Raw genomic sequence first — 17,173 nt, forward strand, 5'->3', positions numbered from 1 at the left:
GTTCCTCACGGTCCGGGGCCAGCCCCTTTGAGCCTGTACTGCGGCTGTAAGCCGGAGGCTTACGCCTCCTTGCTCAGGTTGGGCCCGGCGCCACCAGCCGCCTGCTCGATCGGCGGGACATCCGGAAGCGCCGCCTTCTCCTCGCCGCGGAAGGTGAACTTGGCTTCTTCGCCCTCACCCTCCGTGCCGACGACCACGATGTGGCCGGGGCGGAGCTCGCCGAAGAGGATCTTCTCCGACAGGATGTCCTCGACCTCGCGCTGGATCGTCCGGCGCAGCGGCCGGGCGCCCATGACGGGGTCGTAACCCTTCTTGGCCAGGAGCTTCTTCGCGTCACCGCTGAGCTCGATGCCCATGTCGCGGTCCTTGAGACGCTCGTCCACCTTGGCGATCATGAGGTCGACGATCTGGATGATGTCTTCCTCGGTGAGCTGGTGGAAGACCACCGTGTCGTCGACACGGTTCAGGAACTCCGGGCGGAAGTGCTGCTTCAGCTCGTCGTTGACCTTGGTCTTCATGCGCTCGTAGTTCGTCTTGACGTCACCCGCGGCGGCAAATCCGAGGTTGAAGCCCTTGGAGATGTCACGCGTGCCGAGGTTGGTCGTCATGATGATGACCGTGTTCTTGAAGTCCACGACCCGGCCCTGGGAGTCGGTCAGACGACCGTCCTCAAGGATCTGCAACAGCGAGTTGAAGATATCGGGGTGGGCCTTCTCGACCTCGTCGAAGAGAACGACCGAGAACGGCTTGCGGCGGACCTTCTCCGTCAGCTGACCGCCCTCTTCGTAACCGACATATCCGGGCGGCGAACCGAAGAGACGCGAGACCGTGTGCTTCTCGCTGAACTCCGACATGTCGAGAGAGATCAGGGCGTCCTCGTCACCGAAGAGGAATTCGGCGAGCGTCTTGGAAAGCTCCGTCTTACCGACACCGGACGGGCCGGCGAAGATGAACGAACCACCGGGACGCTTCGGGTCCTTCAGACCCGCACGCGTACGACGAATCGCCTGCGAAAGCGCCTTGATGGCGTCCTTCTGGCCGATGACCCGCTTGTGGAGCTCGTCCTCCATGCGCAGCAGACGCGAGGACTCCTCCTCAGTCAGCTTGAAGACCGGAATGCCCGTCGCCGTGGCGAGGACCTCGGCGATGAGCTCGCCGTCGACCTCGGCGACGACGTCCATGTCGCCGGCCTTCCATTCCTTCTCGCGCTTGGCCTTCGCCGCGAGCAGCTGCTTCTCCTTGTCGCGGAGAGAGGCCGCCTTCTCGAAGTCCTGGGAGTCGATGGCCGACTCCTTGTCGCGACGCACGCCCGCGATCTTCTCGTCGAACTCGCGGAGGTCCGGCGGCGCGGTCATCCGGCGGATGCGCATCCGGGAACCGGCCTCGTCGATCAGGTCGATCGCCTTGTCCGGCAGGAAGCGGTCCGAGATGTACCGGTCGGCCAGGGTGGCGGCCTGCACAAGGGCCTCGTCCGTGATGGAGACCCGGTGGTGGGCCTCGTAACGGTCGCGCAGACCCTTGAGGATCTCGATGGTGTGCGGCAGCGACGGCTCCGCGACCTGGATGGGCTGGAAGCGGCGCTCGAGGGCCGCGTCCTTCTCCAGGTGCTTGCGGTACTCGTCGAGCGTCGTGGCACCGATGGTCTGCAGCTCGCCTCGCGCCAGCATCGGCTTGAGGATCGACGCGGCATCGATCGCGCCCTCGGCGGCGCCGGCACCCACCAGGGTGTGGAGCTCGTCGATGAACAGGATGATGTCGCCGCGGGTGCGGATCTCCTTGAGGACCTTCTTCAGGCGCTCCTCGAAGTCACCGCGGTAGCGGGAGCCGGCGACCAGCGCGCCGAGGTCAAGCGTGTAGAGGTGCTTGTCCTTCAGCGTCTCGGGCACCTCGCCCTTGACGATGGCCTGCGCAAGGCCCTCGACGACGGCGGTCTTGCCGACGCCGGGCTCGCCGATGAGCACGGGGTTGTTCTTCGTACGGCGGGACAGCACCTGCATGACCCGCTCGATCTCCTTCTCGCGCCCGATGACCGGGTCGAGCTTGGACTCACGAGCGGCCTGGGTGAGGTTCCGGCCGAACTGGTCGAGCACCAGGGACGTGGAGGGCGTGCCCTCCGCAGGACCGCCTGCGGTGGCGGTCTCCTTGCCCTGGTAGCCGGAGAGCAGCTGGATGACCTGCTGCCGCACCCGGTTGAGATCGGCGCCCAGCTTCACGAGGACCTGGGCTGCGACGCCCTCGCCCTCGCGGATCAGGCCGAGCAGGATGTGCTCCGTGCCGATGTAGTTGTGGCCCAGCTGAAGGGCCTCGCGGAGCGAAAGCTCCAGCACCTTCTTGGCACGGGGGGTGAAGGGGATGTGGCCGGACGGGGCCTGCTGGCCCTGACCGATGATCTCCTCCACCTGCTGGCGGACCGCCTCGAGCGAAATCCCGAGGCTCTCCAGGGCCTTAGCGGCGACACCCTCGCCCTCGTGGATCAAGCCCAGGAGGATGTGCTCGGTGCCGATGTAGTTGTGGTTGAGCATCCGGGCTTCTTCCTGAGCCAGGACGACAACCCGCCGCGCGCGGTCGGTGAACCTCTCGAACATCGTTAATCGCTCCTCAGAGCGGTCAGGCAGTAAGGGGGCTGTCCCCTCCCTGTCCTTCCGCAGCTTAGTCCCGCAAGCGGGGACCGCTCATTCCAACTGCCGACACCCGGCCGAGAACAAGAGGTGCCTCCTGACCCCGAACGCCGACAACTGCTCCAACCCGATGGTGCGAGACGATGTTCCCGCAGGCCAAGCACTTACCCTCACCTCAGCTACGCCGATGGCGAACGTGAGACGGCCTCGCGCGTGTGTCGCCCCTCCCCACTAGGGATGTCTTACCCGTAAGGACTGACACTCCATGCGGCGCGCGCCGGTTCCCTCCGCTACGGGCGAACACCCTTGCGCCGCCGAACATGTCCGCACGCCTCTTTTCCGGCCACCGTGCGCATCTGCCGAGCCACGCTGCGTAACCCGAAGCCCTTCCGGCCGGTTGCTCCGGACATGACCATCACCGTTCCCCAGCCTCGTGTACCGGTCGAGCAGAGCGACCCGGTCCGGCAGTGGTACGAGAACGAGCTCGGCTGGGCGACGGCCGAGCGCCGCCCCGGTCTTCCGGTGCAGCTCCTGACGGGGCTCCGCTTCGATGTACTGCAGCTGCCCGCCGAAGCCGGATTCGCCGCCCTGCGGCATGTCGGGCCGAAGGCTCCGGTGGCTCTGCGGGGCGATTCGATGCGGCTCTTCGTGGCCGCGGGGAGCGCGGACGAGCTGCCGGGGCTCCTGGAGTGGCTCGAATGGGGTGACATCGCGCTGGATCTCACGGCCATCGGGGCGGGCGGGCTGCTGGACGCGCCCACGCCCCCGGGGTGGTCCGGCACGCAGGGGGCCGCCGTATGGCTGCGACCCCCGGAGCCCGGGTGCGAGGTGGAGCCGACGCTGCCGGCACTGCCTTCCCTGTCCTGCGTGGGGGGTGGCACGGTGTCCCACAGCGACCCCGCCGTGGGCTCCGGTCTCGTACGACTTGTGGACACGGCGGCAACGCAAGTCCACCGGGTCCGGCTGCGACGAACCCGTCGTCAGCCGTTGGCCTTCTCGTAGGCCTCGCGAATGGAAGCGGGGACGCGGCCGCGGTCGTTGACCTCGAAACCGTTGTCCTTCGCCCAGGCACGGATCGCCGCGGTGTCCTGACCGCCGCTCGCGGCAGAGGCGCGGGCTTTGGCACGCCCGGCCGAACCACGGCCACCGGTACGACGACCACCCTTGAGGTACGGCTCAAGAAGACCACGGAGCTTGTCCGCGTTCGCCGTGGTGAGGTCGATCTCGTACGACTTGCCGTCCAGCGCAAACGTCACGGTCTCGTCTGCCTCGCCACCGTCGAGGTCATCGACAAGAAGGACCTGAACCTTCTGTGCCACCGGATTTCCTTTCATCGATAACTTTGGGCCGGATCGCACGGCGCTAGCCGCTGAATCTCCGCCCCCTGTTATATGCAGTACTGCAGTACGTCGGAAAGCAAACCGCTTTTGCTGGGAAAACACAAACCCCTGGGAGAGACCGGTGACCACGGGAACCCAGGAAACGTGCGCGTTTCGGACATAGGGAACCCGGGCAGCAGGCAGCCCGAAATACCGGCGACGATCACAGATGCAGAAGCATCCGACTGTTGCCCAAGGTGTTCGGTTTCACTCGTTCGAGGCCGAGGAACTCCGCGACACCCTCGTCTTTGGAACGCAGCAGCTCGCTGTAGACATCTCCGTCGACAGGTGTCTCACCGATCTCCACGAAGCCGTGCTTCGCGAAGAAGTCGACTTCGAAGGTGAGACAGAAAACCCGCCGGACTCCGAGCCAGCGAGCTGTCTGCAGCAACTTCCCCAACACCTGATGCCCCACTCCGGCGCCCTTGACGTCGGGGTTCACCGCGAGTGTGCGTACTTCCGCGAGGTCTTCCCACATCACATGGAGGGCGCCACAGGCGACGACGTCGGCGTTGTCGTCGCGTTCCGCCACCCAGAACTCCTGGATGGACTCGTAAAGAGCGACCGTCGCTTTGTCGAGCAGGATCCCCTGGCGTGCGTAGGAGTCGAGGAGGTTGCGTACGACCGGCACATCAGCGGTGCGCGCCCGGCGTACGGAGACTGCTTTAGCGCTGAGTTCAGGGGGTTCTGCTGGCATGAGCGGACGCTATCGCTCTGCTTGAGGCTCAGCCGCGCCGGGGTTCTCCGGGGCTTGAGTGACGGCGTCTTCGGAGATCGGGACTTGAGAGATGGGGGCCCCCGCGGCCGGGCCGATGATGCGCATCGCGTCACTGAGTGCCTCGCGCTGTTCCGCCGACATCATCCCGAAGAAGGCGACGAGAGCGGCGGCCGGGTTGTCACTCCGCGACCACGCTTCGTTCATCAGTGCGGCGGCGTAGGCGGCCCGAGTGGAGACCGCCTCATATCGATAGGCACGGCCTTCCGCTTCACGGCGCACCCAGCCCTTCTGATGAAGATTGTCCAAAACGGTCATGACGGTGGTGTAAGCGATGGACCGTTCCTGCTGAAGGTCTTCCAGGACTTCTCGAACGGTCACGGGGCGGTTCCACTTCCACACCCGTGTCATGACTGAGTCTTCGAGTTCTCCCAAGGGGCGAGGCACACCAGAACAATAGTGGGAGAAGTCACTAATGCCATGACGGACGTGGCGGAGGGGTCATTTCCCCAACAAAAAGGGCGTACGACTCGGAATGTGAGCGAGTCGCACGCCAAGAGTGTGCGGGTGGTGACCTCAGGTCACCGGGGCCAGGCAAACGGAAGCCGCGCCTGGTCAGGCCTTGATCAGGCCTCGATCAGGCCTTGGGTGTCTGCTGGGCGCCTTCGGCGCGGGCGAGCACGGCGTCGACGGCCGCGTCCTCCTTGGCCTTGTTGGCGCCGCCCTGGGTCTTCACGATCGTCACGATGAGACCGCCGAAGAACACGGCCATCACTACGGGGGGCAGGAGCGCGGAGACGTATTCCATGCCCCCCAGAGTAGCTAGCCCGCGGCGAGCTGGTGCGGCGGGTCCGTCGGGCGGCGCTTGGGCGGGAAGACCTCGGCCGGGGTCGGCACGGGGCGTGGCGGCTCGGGAGCGGCCGGCTTGGTCGGCGGGGCGCTCGGCGTACCGGGCTTGGGCGCCGCCCGTTCGTCGCGCTCGCTCCGGCCGCCGGGGAGGGCGAGCAGGCGTGTGCGTGAGGCGGGGACCAGGGGGCGGGGCGCCGGGACGGACGAGGCGGACGTATGGGACCGGCCCGCGAGGCGGGCGCGTACGACCTGTTCGGCGACGGTCCGGCAGCGGTCGAGGAGGGCGGCGGCGACCGGGTTGCCGCGCAGGGCGCGCAGCGCGGCGAGGTCGTCGGGGCCCGGATGGTAGCCGGAGGCGAGGACGTCCTCCAGGAGCGCGAGGTAGCCGGTTGCGGTGCCGGGCAGGGCCGCCCGGTAGCGGGCGAGGTCGGCAAGGAGGAAGGCGCGGAGCCTGGCGCCTTCGCTCACCGCCTCGTCGACGGCGTCGGCGAGGCGGTGGCAGTCCTGGACGTCTTCGTCGGAGGCGGGTCTTGGATGCAGGGCGAGGGCCAGAGCGCGGCGGAGCACACGCAGCTCCTCCGTACCGAAGGCCATGCCGCCGCGAGATCCATATGGCGTGGGCATGAGCCGAAGATACGTGTTAAACGGACAAAATCCGCTTATCGCCAATCTGTGGCGTGGCTACGGCTCGTGTGGCTACCGCTTGCGGGGCTACCGCTTGCGGGGCTACCGCTTCACTCCGAGCGGCGGCGGATCATCGCGAAGACGACCGCGCCGACCCCGAGGGCGCCTGCCGCCCCTGCCGCGATCCAGGGGAGCACGCCCGCGCCGGTGTCCGCGATGGTGCCGCCGGGGGCGGGGTCCTCGGCGTCGGACGACGTGCTGGAGGTGGCGGACGCGGTGGGGACGACGGACGGGGATGCCGTCGCGGTCGCGCCGCCGGTGGAGTCGTCCACCGCGTACGTCACCACGTGCGCCGCACGACCACCCTCGAACCCGCCGTCGAATCCGACGCCGAACCCGGTGACCGCGCTCGCCGCCGTGGCCGGTCCGGCGAGCCCGGCCAGCACCCCGGCCGCCAACGTCGCGACCAGTCGTCCCCTACGCCCCATTATCTCCACGCCCGCTCGAACCTGCCCAAGTCCCGTCCCTGCGCAGACTCTTGTATGGGGCGCGGGGTTGTGTGCGCAAGCCCCGCTTCTGAGCCGCCAGTTATGAGCCGCCGGCCTCGGGGGCCGCGACCGGAGTGTTCAACTCCGGGCGATGTTCCGCTCGTAGACCAGGCGCAGGCCGATGAGGGTCAGCCACGGCTCGTGCTCGTCGATGACCGAGGCCTCGCCGAGCACCATGGGCGCGAGGCCGCCGGTCGCGATGACCGTGACGTCGTCGGGGTCGCCGCCCGGGCCCGCCAGTTCGCGGGCCATGCGCTGCACGACGCCGTCGACCTGGCCCGCGAATCCGTACAGGATGCCCGACTGCATGGCCTCCACGGTGTTCTTGCCGATGACGCTGCGCGGCCGTGCCAGCTCGATCTTGCGGAGCTGGGCGCCCCGCACACCGAGTGCCTCGACGGAGATCTCGATGCCGGGGGCGATGACGCCGCCGGTGTACTCCCCGCGTGCGGAGACCGCGTCGAACGTCGTCGCCGTGCCGAAGTCGACGACGACGGCCGGGCCTCCGTAGAGCTCGACCGCCGCGACCGCGTTGATGATGCGGTCGGCGCCGACCTCCTTGGGGTTGTCCATGAGGATCGGCACGCCGGTCTTGATGCCGGGCTCCACGAGGACGGCGGGCACGTCTCCGTAGTAGCGACGGGTGACCTCGCGCAGTTCGTGCAGGACAGAGGGGACCGTCGAGCAGATGGCGATGCCGTCGATCCCGTCGCCGAGCTCGTCCCCGAGGAGCGGGTGCATGCCCATCAAGCCGTTGAGGAGCACGGCGAGTTCGTCCGCGGTGCGGCGGGCATCGGTGGAGATGCGCCAGTGCTCGACGATCTCTTCGCCGTCGAAGAGGCCGAGGACGGTGTGGGTGTTTCCGACGTCGATGGTCAGCAGCATGTCGTCGTCACTCCGCCGCGCGCAGGTCGAGGCCGATGTCCAGGATCGGCGACGAGTGGGTGAGGGAGCCCACGGCGAGGAAGTCGACGCCCGTGTCCGCGTACGCGCGGGCGTTCTCCAGGGTGAGGCGACCCGAGGACTCCAGGATCGCGCGGCCCGCCACGATGGCCACGGCCTCCTCGGTCTCGCCCGGCGTGAAGTTGTCCAGGAGGATCAGGTCGGCGCCCGCGTCCACCACCTCGCGCAGCTGGTGGAGGGTGTCGACCTCGACCTCCACGGCCAGGTCGGGGAAGGCCGCGCGGACGGCCTTGAAGGCCTGCTCCACGCCTCCGGCCGCCACTACGTGGTTGTCCTTCACCAGCGCCGCGTCGGAGAGCGACATGCGGTGGTTCACGCCGCCGCCCATGCGCACCGCGTACTTCTCCAGGGCGCGGAGCCCGGCCGTCGTCTTGCGGGTGTCGCGGACCTTGGCGCTCGTGCCCTCCAGTGCGTCGGCCCACGCGCGCGTGGCCGTCGCCACGCCGGAGAGGCGGCACAGGAGGTTGAGCGCGGTGCGCTCGGCGGTGAGCAGGTCACGGGTGCGGGTGGTGACGCTGAGCAGCTTGGCGCCCGACTCCACCCGGTCGCCGTCCTCGACGTGCCGCTCGACCTCGAAGGTGTCCGTGCAGACGAGGGAGATCACGGCTTCGGCGACGCGCAGGCCCGCGACCGTGCCGGCCTCACGCGCGGTGAAGTCGCCGGTGGCGACGGCCTCTTCGGGGATCGTGGCGACCGAGGTGACGTCCACGCCGCCGTCCAGGTCCTCCTCGATCGCCATGTGCGCGATGTCCTCGACCTGCACGGGGTCGAGCCCCGCGTCGGTCAGGAGCTGCGCGAGAGCGGGGTCGAGGCCGCACTCCAGGGGGTCGTACGCGTCGTCCGCGCCGCAGCCGCAGGCATCGCCGCAGCCGCCGCCGGTGGGGGCGAGAGGGAGGTCGTCGGGGGTGCTCACGGTCACTTCTCCTGAAGGCTGGCGGTCGGGGGGAAGTCTGCGGTTTCGGTCGTGTGCGCTGCCAGGGTCCGGTCCGCGTTGAGGCGTACGACGATGTGGCGCCGCCAGGCCTCGTCGTCGCGGTCGGGGTGGTCCTCGCGCCAGTGGCAGCCGCGGGTCTCCTCGCGGCGCTGTGCGGCGGCCACCAGGACGCGGGCCACGCACAGGAGGTTGGTGGTCTCCCAGGTGTCGACGCCGGGCTCGGCGGTCTTGCCGTCATCGGCGAGCGCGCCTGCCGCCTCGGCGTGGATGCGGGCGAGGCGGGCCGCGGCATCGGAGAGGGAGTCGGCGGACCTGAGCACTCCGGCGCCGTCGGTCATCACGCGCTGGATGGCGAAGCGGGCCTCGGGGGGCAGCAGGGGGTGCGCGGGGGTGTCGGGGTGGGGCACCGGTGCGGGCGGCGGCACGGGGACGGGAACGGCTGCGTAGAGCGCGGGGAGGGCCTTCTCCGCGTGCTGTGCCGCGATGTCCGCGGCGATGCGCTCGGCGTAGACCAGGCCCTCCAGGAGGGAGTTGGACGCGAGGCGGTTGGCGCCGTGGACGCCGGTGCAGGCGACCTCGCCGCAGGCGTACAGGCCCGGGATCGTGGTGCGGCCGTGCGGGTCGGTGCGGACGCCGCCGGAGGCGTAGTGCGCGGCCGGGGCGATGGGGACGGGCTCGGTCACCGGGTCGATGCCGTGGGCGCGGCAGGCGGCGAGGATCGTCGGGAAGCGGTTCTCCCACATGTCGGCGCCGAAGTGCCGGGCGTCCAGGTACATGTGCTCGGCGCCCTTCTCCTGCATGCGCCGCGTGATGCCCTTGGCGACGATGTCCCGGGGCGCGAGCTCCGCGAGTTCGTGCTGGCCGACCATGAAGCGCACGCCGTCGGCGTCCACGAGGTGGGCTCCCTCGCCGCGCACCGCCTCGGAGACCAGCGGCTGCTGGCCCTCCGCGTCGGCGCCCAGGAAGAGCACGGTGGGGTGGAACTGCACGAACTCCAGGTCGCTCACCTCGGCGCCTGCGCGCAGGGCGAGCGCGACGCCGTCGCCCGTCGACACGGACGGGTTCGTGGTCGCCGAGAAGACCTGGCCCATGCCGCCGGTGGCGAGGACGACCGCGGGGGCGTGGACCGCGCCCACGCCGTCGTGCTGGCCCTCTCCCATGACGTGCAGGGAGACACCGGCCGTGCGTCCTTCGGCGTCCGTGAGGAGGTCGAGGACCAGGGCGTTCTCCACGGTCGGTATGCCACGCGCGCGTACCGCTTCGACCAGGGCACGGGAGATCTCCGCGCCGGTCGCGTCGCCGCCCGCGTGCGCGATGCGGCGGCGGTGGTGGCCGCCCTCGCGGGCCAGCTCGATGTCGCCCTCGGGTCCTGTGTCGAAGTGGGCGCCGGTCTCGATGAGGCGGCGCACGGCGTCGGGGCCCTCGGTGACCAGGGTGCGCACGGCCTCCTCGTCGCACAGGCCCGCACCCGCCACGAGGGTGTCGTCCAGGTGCTGTTCGGGGGTGTCGCCCTCGCCGAGTGCCGCGGCGACGCCGCCCTGGGCCCAGCGCGTGGAGCCGTCGTCCAGGTTGGCCTTGGTGACCACGACGGTCTTCAGGCCCGCTGCCGAGCAGCGCAGGGCCGTGGTCAGCCCGGCCACTCCGGAGCCGACGACGACGATGTCGGCCGCCAGGGACCAGCCGGGGGCGGGGGCGTGCAGACGTATTCCGGTGGCACTCATGCGGTGGCTCCGAACGTGAGCGGAATGTTGTCGATCAGACGGGTCGCGCCGACCTTGGCCGCCACGGCGAGGACGGCCTCACCGATGTGGCCCGGTTGTACGTCCGTGAAGTCGGCCGGGTCGACGAGCGCCAAGTAGTCCAGCTGCAACGGGGGTCGGCGGCGGGCCGCCTCGTCGAGGACCTGCCGGGCGGCGGCGCGGACGGCCGCGGGGCCGCCGGGCACGGTCGGCGTGACGGACTGGGCGAGGGCGTGGGTGTCGGCCGCTGCGCGGGACTCCCCCAGGGCGTTCAGGGCGTCGGCGCGTGCGTGCGTGACGGGGGCGAGCGCCGCCCGCGCGTGCAGGGCCTCTTGGGCGGCGTGCCGGTCGCGGCCCGCGAAGAGGGCCCCGGAGAGCGCGAGTGCGGTGCGCCGCTCGGCCGGGGAGAGATAGCGGTTGCGGCTGGAGAGGGCCAGGCCGTCGTCCTCGCGCACGGTGGGTACGCCGACGATCTCGACGCCGAAGTTCAGGTCCTGCACCATGCGGCGGATGAGGGCGAGCTGCTGGGCGTCCTTCTGTCCGTACAGCGCCACGTCGGGGCGTGTGAGGTGCAACAGCTTGGCGACGACCGTGAGCATGCCGTCGAAGTGCCCGGGGCGCGTGGCCCCTTCGAGGAGTGCGCCCATGGGGCCCGCGCTGATCCGGACCTGCGGTTCGCCGCCCGGATAGACCTCGTCGACGGACGGGGCGAACACGAAGTCCGCGCCTTCCTGTTCGGCGATCTTGACATCGGCGTCCAGTGTGCGGGGATAGCGGTCGAGGTCCTCGCCCGCGCCGAACTGGAGGGGGTTCACGAAGACCGTGACCACGACTTCGCCCTCGTCGCCCGCTATGCGGCGTGCGGTGCGGATCAGCGTGGCGTGGCCCTCGTGCAGGGCTCCCATGGTCATGACGACGACGCGGCGGCCGCCACGCGCGCGCGTGCGCAAGGGTTCGGCGGTGTGCACCAGGCTGGTCATCGGGTGCCTCCCCCGGCGCCGTCGGCCGGGCCTCCGCCGTTGGCCAGGACCCCCAGGAGGTCCTCGGCGAGCTCGGGCTTGAGCAGTCCGTGGGCGAGCGCACGGTCGGCGGTCGCGCGGGCCATCGCCAGATATCCGGCGACGGTCTGCGGCGCGTGCTTGCGCAGCTCGGCGACGTGCGCGGCGACGGTGCCCGCGTCCCCGCGCGCGACGGGTCCGGTGAGGGCGGCGTCGCCGGACCGCAGCGCGTTGTCCAGGGCGGCTCCGAGCAGCGGGCCGAGCATCCTGTCGGGGGCCTCCACGCCCGCGTCCCGGAGCAGGTCCATGGACTCGGCGACCAGCGTGACCAGGTGGTTCGCGCCGAGCGCGAGCGCCGCGTGGTAGAGCGGGCGGGACTCCTCGGCGATCCACTCGGGCTCGCCGCCCATCTCGATGACCAGGGCCTCGGCGGCGAGGCGCAGCTCCTCGGGGGCGGTCACGCCGAAGGAGCAGCCCGCCAGGCGCTGCACGTCGACGGCGGTGCCGGTGAACGTCATGGCGGGGTGCAGGGCGAGCGGCAGGGCGCCGGCTCGCAGCGCGGGCTCGAGCACCTTGGTGCCGTACCGCCCCGACGTGTGCACCATGAGCTGGCCGGGGCGGACCGCGTCGGTCTCGACGAGGCCTTCCACGAGGCTCGGCAGGGCGTCGTCCGGCACGGTCAGGAGGACCAGGTCGGCGCGCTCCAGGACCTGGGCGGGGGTGACGAGGGGGACGTCGGGCAGCAGGAGCGCCGCGCGTCTGACGGACGCCTCGGAGACTCCTGACGCGGCGACCGGGCGGTGCCCGGCGAGCTGGAGTGCCGCGGCGAGCGCGGGGCCGACACGGCCCGCTCCCACGACGCCCACCGTGAGCCTCGCGGGGCGGTCCCGCGGGTCTGGCTGATGAGGTGCGTTCACGTGATGACGCCTTCCCGTTCCAGTCCGCTCGGGGTACCGGACGATTTCTCGTCATGCTAACGCGATTGGTCCGCGCCGCGTCCTTGGCTGTCCACAGGCTGTGGGTATTCATATGACCGGCGGCCGACCGCAGGGCATCCTCGGAGGATGACTTCACACGACGAAGAGGCCGAGGTGAGCGAGCAGGATCTGGCGGCCGCCCGCCGCCGGGCCGCCGCCCTGGGTGCCGACCGGAGCCTCCACCGCTGGTCCGCGCACGCCCCGCTCGCCACGCGGCTCTCGGCACTCGCGGACGCGGCCTCCGAGGTCGTGGGCCCGGACGAGCCCGTCGACATCTACGGCAACGCGGTCGTCGCACGCCTGGAGGGCGAGGTCGCGCGGCTGCTCGGCAAGGAGGCCGCCGCCTTCTTCCCGACCGGCACGATGGCTCAGCAGGTCGCCCTGCGCTGCTGGGCGAGCCGTACGGGCAACGCGACCGTCGCCCTGCACCCGAAGGCCCACCCCGAGGTCCACGAAGGCGGCGCCCTGTACACGGTGAGCGGGTTGCGCACGGTGCATCCGACGAAGGAGCCGCGGCTGCCGACGGCCCAGGAAGTGCGGGACTTCGAGGAGCCCTTCGGGACGCTGATGCTCGAACTGCCGCTCCGGGACGCCGGTTTTGTCCTGCCGTCCTGGGAGGAGCTCGAGGAGGTCGTGGAGGCGGCACGCGAACGCGACGCCGTGGTGCACTTCGACGGGGCGCGCTTGTGGGAGTGCACGGCGCACTTCGGCCGCTCGCTCGCGGAGATCGCCGGGCTCGCGGACACCGTGTACGTGTCGTTCTACAAGTCCCTGGACGGACTGAGCGGCGCGGTGCTCGCGGGTCCGCGCACCCTGATCGACGAGGCCAGGACCTGGCGGCACCGCTACGGCGGCCAGGTCTTCCAGCAGTACCCGGCCGCCGTCGCCGCCCTGCTCGGTCTGAAGAACACGCTTCCGCGCCTGCCGGATTACGTCGCCCACGCGCGCGTGGTCGCCGACGCACTCCACCAAGGGTTCACGGCCGCCGGGGTGCCCTGGTCACGCGTGCACCCCGAGCAGCCGCACACCCATCAGTTCCAGGTCTGGCTGCCGTACGACGCCGAGGTCCTGACCGAGGCGGCACTCGGGCAGGCCGAGGAGACCAAGACCCATCTGTTCGGCCGCTGGTTCCCCGACGGGCCGCCCGGCCTCTCGGTCACGGAGGTCACCGTGACCGAGGCGGGCCTGGAGTGGACGCCCGACGACGTCAATGATGCGGTCGCGGAGTTCGTACGGCGGATCCCCGGCTGAGCCGGGCGCGGACGACGATCCCGGCCAGGGCGGCGCGGAACCGCCCGTGGGCGGGGCGTTCCTCGACGACGGCACGGAAGCGTCCGTAGTCGCGCACCTCGCGGATGACCTGCCAGTCCTGCTTGCCGGGGGCGGGCGGGGTCCGTTCGTCGTGCTGGGCGGCGCGGTAGCTGTCGAGCAGGTACTGCTGCGTGATGCTCATGATGGGTTCGCCTTTCAAGGCAAATAGTACTTATCGGGCACACGTGGGCCGACGGGAAGACAGAGTCGGTGCAGGAGTGGGTTGTGGTGGGCCGCTGTGGATGCCGACCCGGTCACCACAGACTGCGCCCGCCACCGAGCCGCCGTCGCGCCGATTGACACCGGGCGTCAATCGGCGGCCGGGATGTCAGTGGCGCGGTGCACGATGGGTCCATGAGCGTGCACATCGAGATCGCGGGCCTGCCGCAGGAGCGGATCTTCTTCGACCCTTCGCCCCTGGCGGAGCTGGGCGTTGCCCTGCACGCGCTGTCCGAGCCGGGACACCATCCGGGTCTGCACGGCTGGGCCACCGCTACCACCGCCTGCCTCAAGCCGGACCTCGCCGACCGGCTGTGCGAGGCCGACTTCCTGTGGCGGAACTCGTTCTCGGACGTCTTCATGCCGTTCGCGGGCCTTGTCGACGGCGACGGCAGGCCGGGGGCCACCCTCGTCGAGGAGCTGGACCTCCTCGACCGCCTGGACGACGAGCGATTCGTCATGGCGGCCCTGGAGTTCACCTGCGGCACGACGTACGACGAAGGCGGCCCTTCGCCGCTCACCGACCCCGTCAGGGGCGCCCGTGCCCTGGAGATCGCCGCCACGCGCGGCACCCGGCAGCTGAACTTCGCCGAGCGGCTCCTGACCGACCCGCACGCCGTCCGGGCCTGGCTGCGCCGCCTTCTGGAGGACTGCGACGAGGCGTTCTTCGCCGACACCTGGCGGCGGGTGCGCGTCCAACTGGCCGCCGACGCCCGGCACAAGACCGAGATACTGCGCCACAAGGGCCTCGCCGAGGTCCTCACCTCGGTGTCGGCGGCGCTCTCGGTGGACGCGGAAGGACGCCGCATCACCGCGGACAAGCTGGTTCCTGGCACCACGACGGCCCTGGACCACACCCTGGGCGCGGGGCTCACGTTCGTGCCCTCGCACTTCGCCTGGCCGCACCTGATGGTCCTGCACGCTCCGGGCTGGCGCCCGGTGATCCACTACCCCGTGTCCGCCCCGGACCTGGCCAAGCCCACCTCCGTGGAGACCCTGGAGCGGCGGCTCACGGCCCTCGCGCACCCCGTGCGCCTGCGGCTGTGCCGCGACATGGCCCGCGCGCCCTTCAGCACCGGCGAGTTGGCCCACGCGACCGGGCTCACGGCGCCGGAGGTCTCCCGGCACCTCACGCTCCTGAAGAAGGCGGGCCTGGTCACCACGGTTCGGCGTGGCCGGTACGTGATGCACCAGCTGGACGTCACCGTGGTGGCCCGCCTCGGCAGCGACTTCCTGGAGGGCATCCTGCGCTGACTCCGCGGCTTCGAAAGGCCGTCAGCCCGTGCCGCCGCCCGCCCGCACCAGACCCGTCTCGTACGCGAGGACCACCACCTGCACCCGGTCCCGAAGGCCGAGCTTGGTCAGGATGCGCCCCACGTGCGTCTTCACCGTGGCCTCCGACAGGACGAGCCGCGCCGCGATCTCCCCGTTCGAAAGCCCCTGGGCGACCAGGATCATGACCTCGCGCTCGCGGCCCGTGAGCCGCTCGAGCTCCTTGTGCTGCGGCTGCCCGCCCGCGTTCGGCAGCATCGGCGCGAAACGGTCGAGGAGGCGCCGGGTCGTGGACGGCGCGACCACCGCGTCACCGCTGTGCACGGAGCGGATCGCGGCGAGCAGCTCCCCCGGAGGCACGTCCTTCAGCATGAAGCCGGACGCACCCGCCTTCAGCCCCGAGAAGGCGTACTCGTCGAGGTCGAAGGTGGTCAGGATCAGCACCTTCGGCGGGTTCTCGTCCTGGCAGATGCGCCGGGTCGTCTCCACGCCGTCCAGTTTCGGCATACGTACGTCCATGAGCACCACGTCGACCTCGGTCGTCCGCAGCACCTGAAGCGCCTCGACCCCGTCGCCCGCCTCGGCGACGACCTCCATGTCGGGCTGTGCGGCGAGCACCATGCGGAACCCTGTGCGCAGCAGCGCCTGGTCGTCGACGAGCATGACGCGGATCGACATCAAAGGCCCTCTCCTGAATGTGTTCTGGATGTACTGACGAGCGAATAGGTGTGGTCACGAGCGTAGGGCGTGGACGAATCGGTGACAGGTGTCAATTTGCGGGCTTGAGCGGGAGCAGCGCGCTGATGCGGAAGCCGCCGCCCGGGCGCGGACCCGCGTCCAGCGTGCCGCCGACCATGCCGACGCGCTCCCGCATGCCGATCAGGCCGTGCCCGCTGCCGTCGGCGCCGCCGTCCTCGTACAACTCGTGCGGCGCGCCCTTGCCGTCGTCCTCGACGAGCAGCCCCAGGCCGTCGTCGAAGTAGACGAGGCGCACGCTCGCGCCGGTGTTCTCGCCGCCGTGCTTGCGGGTGTTGGTGAGCGCCTCCTGCACGATGCGGTACGCCGTGAGCTCCACGCCGCTCGGCAGCGGGCGCGGAGTGCCCTCGACCTTGAAGTCGACCGGAAGACCGGCCGTGCGCACCTGCTCGATGAGCTCGTCGAGCTGCTGGACGTCGGGCTGCGGGACGTACTCACCGCTCTCCTGGTGCTCGCCGGTGCGCAGCACACCGAGGAGCCTGCGCATCTCGGCGAGCGCCTGGCGCCCGGTGCCCGAGATGGTCTCAAGCGCCTGCTTGGCCTGCTCAGGGGCCGCGTCGAGGACGTACGCGGCGCCATCGGCCTGGACGACCATCACCGAGACGTTGTGCGCGACGACATCGTGCAGCTCGCGGGCGATCCTGGCCCGCTCGGCCGCCACCGCGACCTTGGACTGCGCGGCCCGCTCCTTCTCCAGGCGGTCGGCGCGCTCCTCCAGCTGGGCGAAGTAGGCGCGACGGGTGCGGATGGAGTCGCCGAGCACCCAGGCGAGGGCGAAGGGGACCATCTGGAAGACCGAGTAGAGGACGTTGCCGAAGACGCTTATGGACTCCACCGGCCAGCGCATCGACGAAAGCGGAGCCGCGCACAGACCGCCGATCAGGGCGAACCGCGAGGCCCACTTGGCGCCGTCGGCCGACGCCGTATAGATGATCACCAGCATCGCGAAGTCGGCCGGCATCGTCTGGATGCCGAAGATCAGCTGGGCGACGCCGAGGACGACGGCGAGCACCAGCATCTTCTCGGTGTACTTGCGGCGCAGCGCCACCACCACGGACATTCCGAGGATGATGACGGCAGCCATGACCGCCGGGTCATCGCCCGTCCCCTCGGCATTGGAGACGAGACCGATGCCGGAGATCCCGATCAGGGCGAGGGCCCAGAAGCCGTCGACCCCGGTCGGGTGTCTGCGGAAGAAGTCATAGACGCGTTGCACGTAACCCAGCGTAGGCAGCGCTATGGCCCTCCGGGGTCAACCGGAGGGCCGATCC

General features: G+C 70.3%; 18 protein-coding genes. 3 read left to right on the top strand and 15 right to left on the bottom strand.

The window, feature by feature from the left end; all coding sequences use genetic code 11:
• Nucleotides 1-59 precede the first annotated feature (59 nt).
• Nucleotides 60-2,585 carry an ATP-dependent Clp protease ATP-binding subunit gene (locus ACFQ7F_RS07840; protein ID WP_383267724.1) on the bottom strand — a complete coding sequence of 842 codons (2,526 nt, stop codon included), beginning with the start codon at nucleotides 2,583-2,585 and terminating at the stop codon, nucleotides 60-62.
• Nucleotides 2,586-3,026: 441 nt separating this feature from the next.
• Here ACFQ7F_RS07840 and ACFQ7F_RS07845 point away from each other — a divergent pair, with 441 nt between their 5' ends.
• Entirely contained in the window at nucleotides 3,027-3,620 is a 594-nt protein-coding gene (locus ACFQ7F_RS07845; RefSeq protein ID WP_383267726.1) for an SCO3374 family protein, read from the top strand.
• Here ACFQ7F_RS07845 and ACFQ7F_RS07850 read toward each other — a convergent pair.
• The 11 genes from ACFQ7F_RS07850 to ACFQ7F_RS07900 form a co-directional block, all read right to left on the bottom strand.
• Nucleotides 3,599-3,937, bottom strand: coding sequence for an Lsr2 family protein (locus ACFQ7F_RS07850; protein WP_383267728.1), 339 nt, complete (start codon nucleotides 3,935-3,937; stop codon nucleotides 3,599-3,601). The genes ACFQ7F_RS07845 and ACFQ7F_RS07850 overlap by 22 nt on opposite strands.
• Nucleotides 3,938-4,160: 223 nt before the next feature.
• Nucleotides 4,161-4,694, bottom strand: a complete 534-nt coding sequence (locus tag ACFQ7F_RS07855; RefSeq protein WP_383267731.1) for an amino-acid N-acetyltransferase — start codon at nucleotides 4,692-4,694, stop codon at nucleotides 4,161-4,163.
• A gap of 9 nt (nucleotides 4,695-4,703) precedes the next feature.
• On the bottom strand, nucleotides 4,704-5,159 hold the full coding sequence (locus ACFQ7F_RS07860; RefSeq protein ID WP_383267734.1) for a BlaI/MecI/CopY family transcriptional regulator: 456 nt from the start codon (nucleotides 5,157-5,159) through the stop codon (nucleotides 4,704-4,706).
• 190 nt (nucleotides 5,160-5,349) lie between these two features.
• Nucleotides 5,350-5,520 (bottom strand): hypothetical protein, encoded by a 171-nt coding sequence (locus ACFQ7F_RS07865; RefSeq protein ID WP_383267737.1) that lies wholly within the window; start codon nucleotides 5,518-5,520, stop codon nucleotides 5,350-5,352.
• A 14-nt stretch (nucleotides 5,521-5,534) separates the two neighbouring features.
• Entirely contained in the window at nucleotides 5,535-6,185 is a 651-nt protein-coding gene (locus tag ACFQ7F_RS07870) for a hypothetical protein (RefSeq protein ID WP_383267740.1), read from the bottom strand.
• A gap of 110 nt (nucleotides 6,186-6,295) precedes the next feature.
• Nucleotides 6,296-6,673, bottom strand: coding sequence for a hypothetical protein (locus tag ACFQ7F_RS07875; RefSeq protein ID WP_383267742.1), 378 nt, complete (start codon nucleotides 6,671-6,673; stop codon nucleotides 6,296-6,298).
• A 138-nt stretch (nucleotides 6,674-6,811) separates the two neighbouring features.
• On the bottom strand, nucleotides 6,812-7,618 hold the full coding sequence (locus tag ACFQ7F_RS07880) for a type III pantothenate kinase (protein ID WP_383267745.1): 807 nt from the start codon (nucleotides 7,616-7,618) through the stop codon (nucleotides 6,812-6,814).
• A 7-nt stretch (nucleotides 7,619-7,625) separates the two neighbouring features.
• Nucleotides 7,626-8,609: a carboxylating nicotinate-nucleotide diphosphorylase gene (gene nadC / locus ACFQ7F_RS07885; RefSeq protein ID WP_383267748.1), complete on the bottom strand. Its 984-nt coding sequence runs from the start codon at nucleotides 8,607-8,609 to the stop codon at nucleotides 7,626-7,628.
• 2 nt (nucleotides 8,610-8,611) lie between these two features.
• The gene (locus ACFQ7F_RS07890; protein WP_383267751.1) at nucleotides 8,612-10,351 is read right to left on the bottom strand and encodes an L-aspartate oxidase; all 1,740 of its coding nucleotides are present in this window, start codon (nucleotides 10,349-10,351) and stop codon (nucleotides 8,612-8,614) included.
• A complete protein-coding gene (gene panC, locus ACFQ7F_RS07895) occupies nucleotides 10,348-11,349 on the bottom strand; it encodes a pantoate--beta-alanine ligase (RefSeq protein WP_383267754.1) in 1,002 nt (333 codons plus the stop codon). Before panC ends, ACFQ7F_RS07890 begins: the two co-directional genes overlap by 4 nt.
• Nucleotides 11,346-12,284, bottom strand: coding sequence for a Rossmann-like and DUF2520 domain-containing protein (locus tag ACFQ7F_RS07900; RefSeq protein ID WP_383267758.1), 939 nt, complete (start codon nucleotides 12,282-12,284; stop codon nucleotides 11,346-11,348). Before ACFQ7F_RS07900 ends, panC begins: the two co-directional genes overlap by 4 nt.
• A gap of 147 nt (nucleotides 12,285-12,431) precedes the next feature.
• Between ACFQ7F_RS07900 and ACFQ7F_RS07905 the strand changes: the two genes are divergently transcribed.
• On the top strand, nucleotides 12,432-13,595 hold the full coding sequence (locus ACFQ7F_RS07905) for a threonine aldolase family protein (RefSeq protein ID WP_383267761.1): 1,164 nt from the start codon (nucleotides 12,432-12,434) through the stop codon (nucleotides 13,593-13,595).
• Here ACFQ7F_RS07905 and ACFQ7F_RS07910 read toward each other — a convergent pair.
• Entirely contained in the window at nucleotides 13,552-13,797 is a 246-nt protein-coding gene (locus tag ACFQ7F_RS07910; RefSeq protein WP_383267764.1) for a hypothetical protein, read from the bottom strand. The genes ACFQ7F_RS07905 and ACFQ7F_RS07910 overlap by 44 nt on opposite strands.
• 218 nt (nucleotides 13,798-14,015) lie before the next feature.
• Here ACFQ7F_RS07910 and ACFQ7F_RS07915 point away from each other — a divergent pair, with 218 nt between their 5' ends.
• Nucleotides 14,016-15,128, top strand: a complete 1,113-nt coding sequence (locus ACFQ7F_RS07915; protein WP_383267979.1) for a DUF5937 family protein — start codon at nucleotides 14,016-14,018, stop codon at nucleotides 15,126-15,128.
• A gap of 21 nt (nucleotides 15,129-15,149) precedes the next feature.
• Here the strand turns inward: ACFQ7F_RS07915 and ACFQ7F_RS07920 are convergent, their stop codons facing one another.
• Both ACFQ7F_RS07920 and ACFQ7F_RS07925 read right to left on the bottom strand, forming a co-directional pair.
• Entirely contained in the window at nucleotides 15,150-15,824 is a 675-nt protein-coding gene (locus tag ACFQ7F_RS07920; RefSeq protein ID WP_383267767.1) for a response regulator, read from the bottom strand.
• Nucleotides 15,825-15,915: 91 nt separating this feature from the next.
• The gene (locus ACFQ7F_RS07925; RefSeq protein ID WP_383267770.1) at nucleotides 15,916-17,118 is read right to left on the bottom strand and encodes a sensor histidine kinase; all 1,203 of its coding nucleotides are present in this window, start codon (nucleotides 17,116-17,118) and stop codon (nucleotides 15,916-15,918) included.
• Nucleotides 17,119-17,173 lie beyond the last annotated feature (55 nt).

Source organism: Streptomyces sp. NPDC056486, assembly GCF_042795295.1.
In the GTDB taxonomy this organism is placed as follows: Bacteria; Actinomycetota; Actinomycetes; order Streptomycetales; family Streptomycetaceae; genus Streptomyces.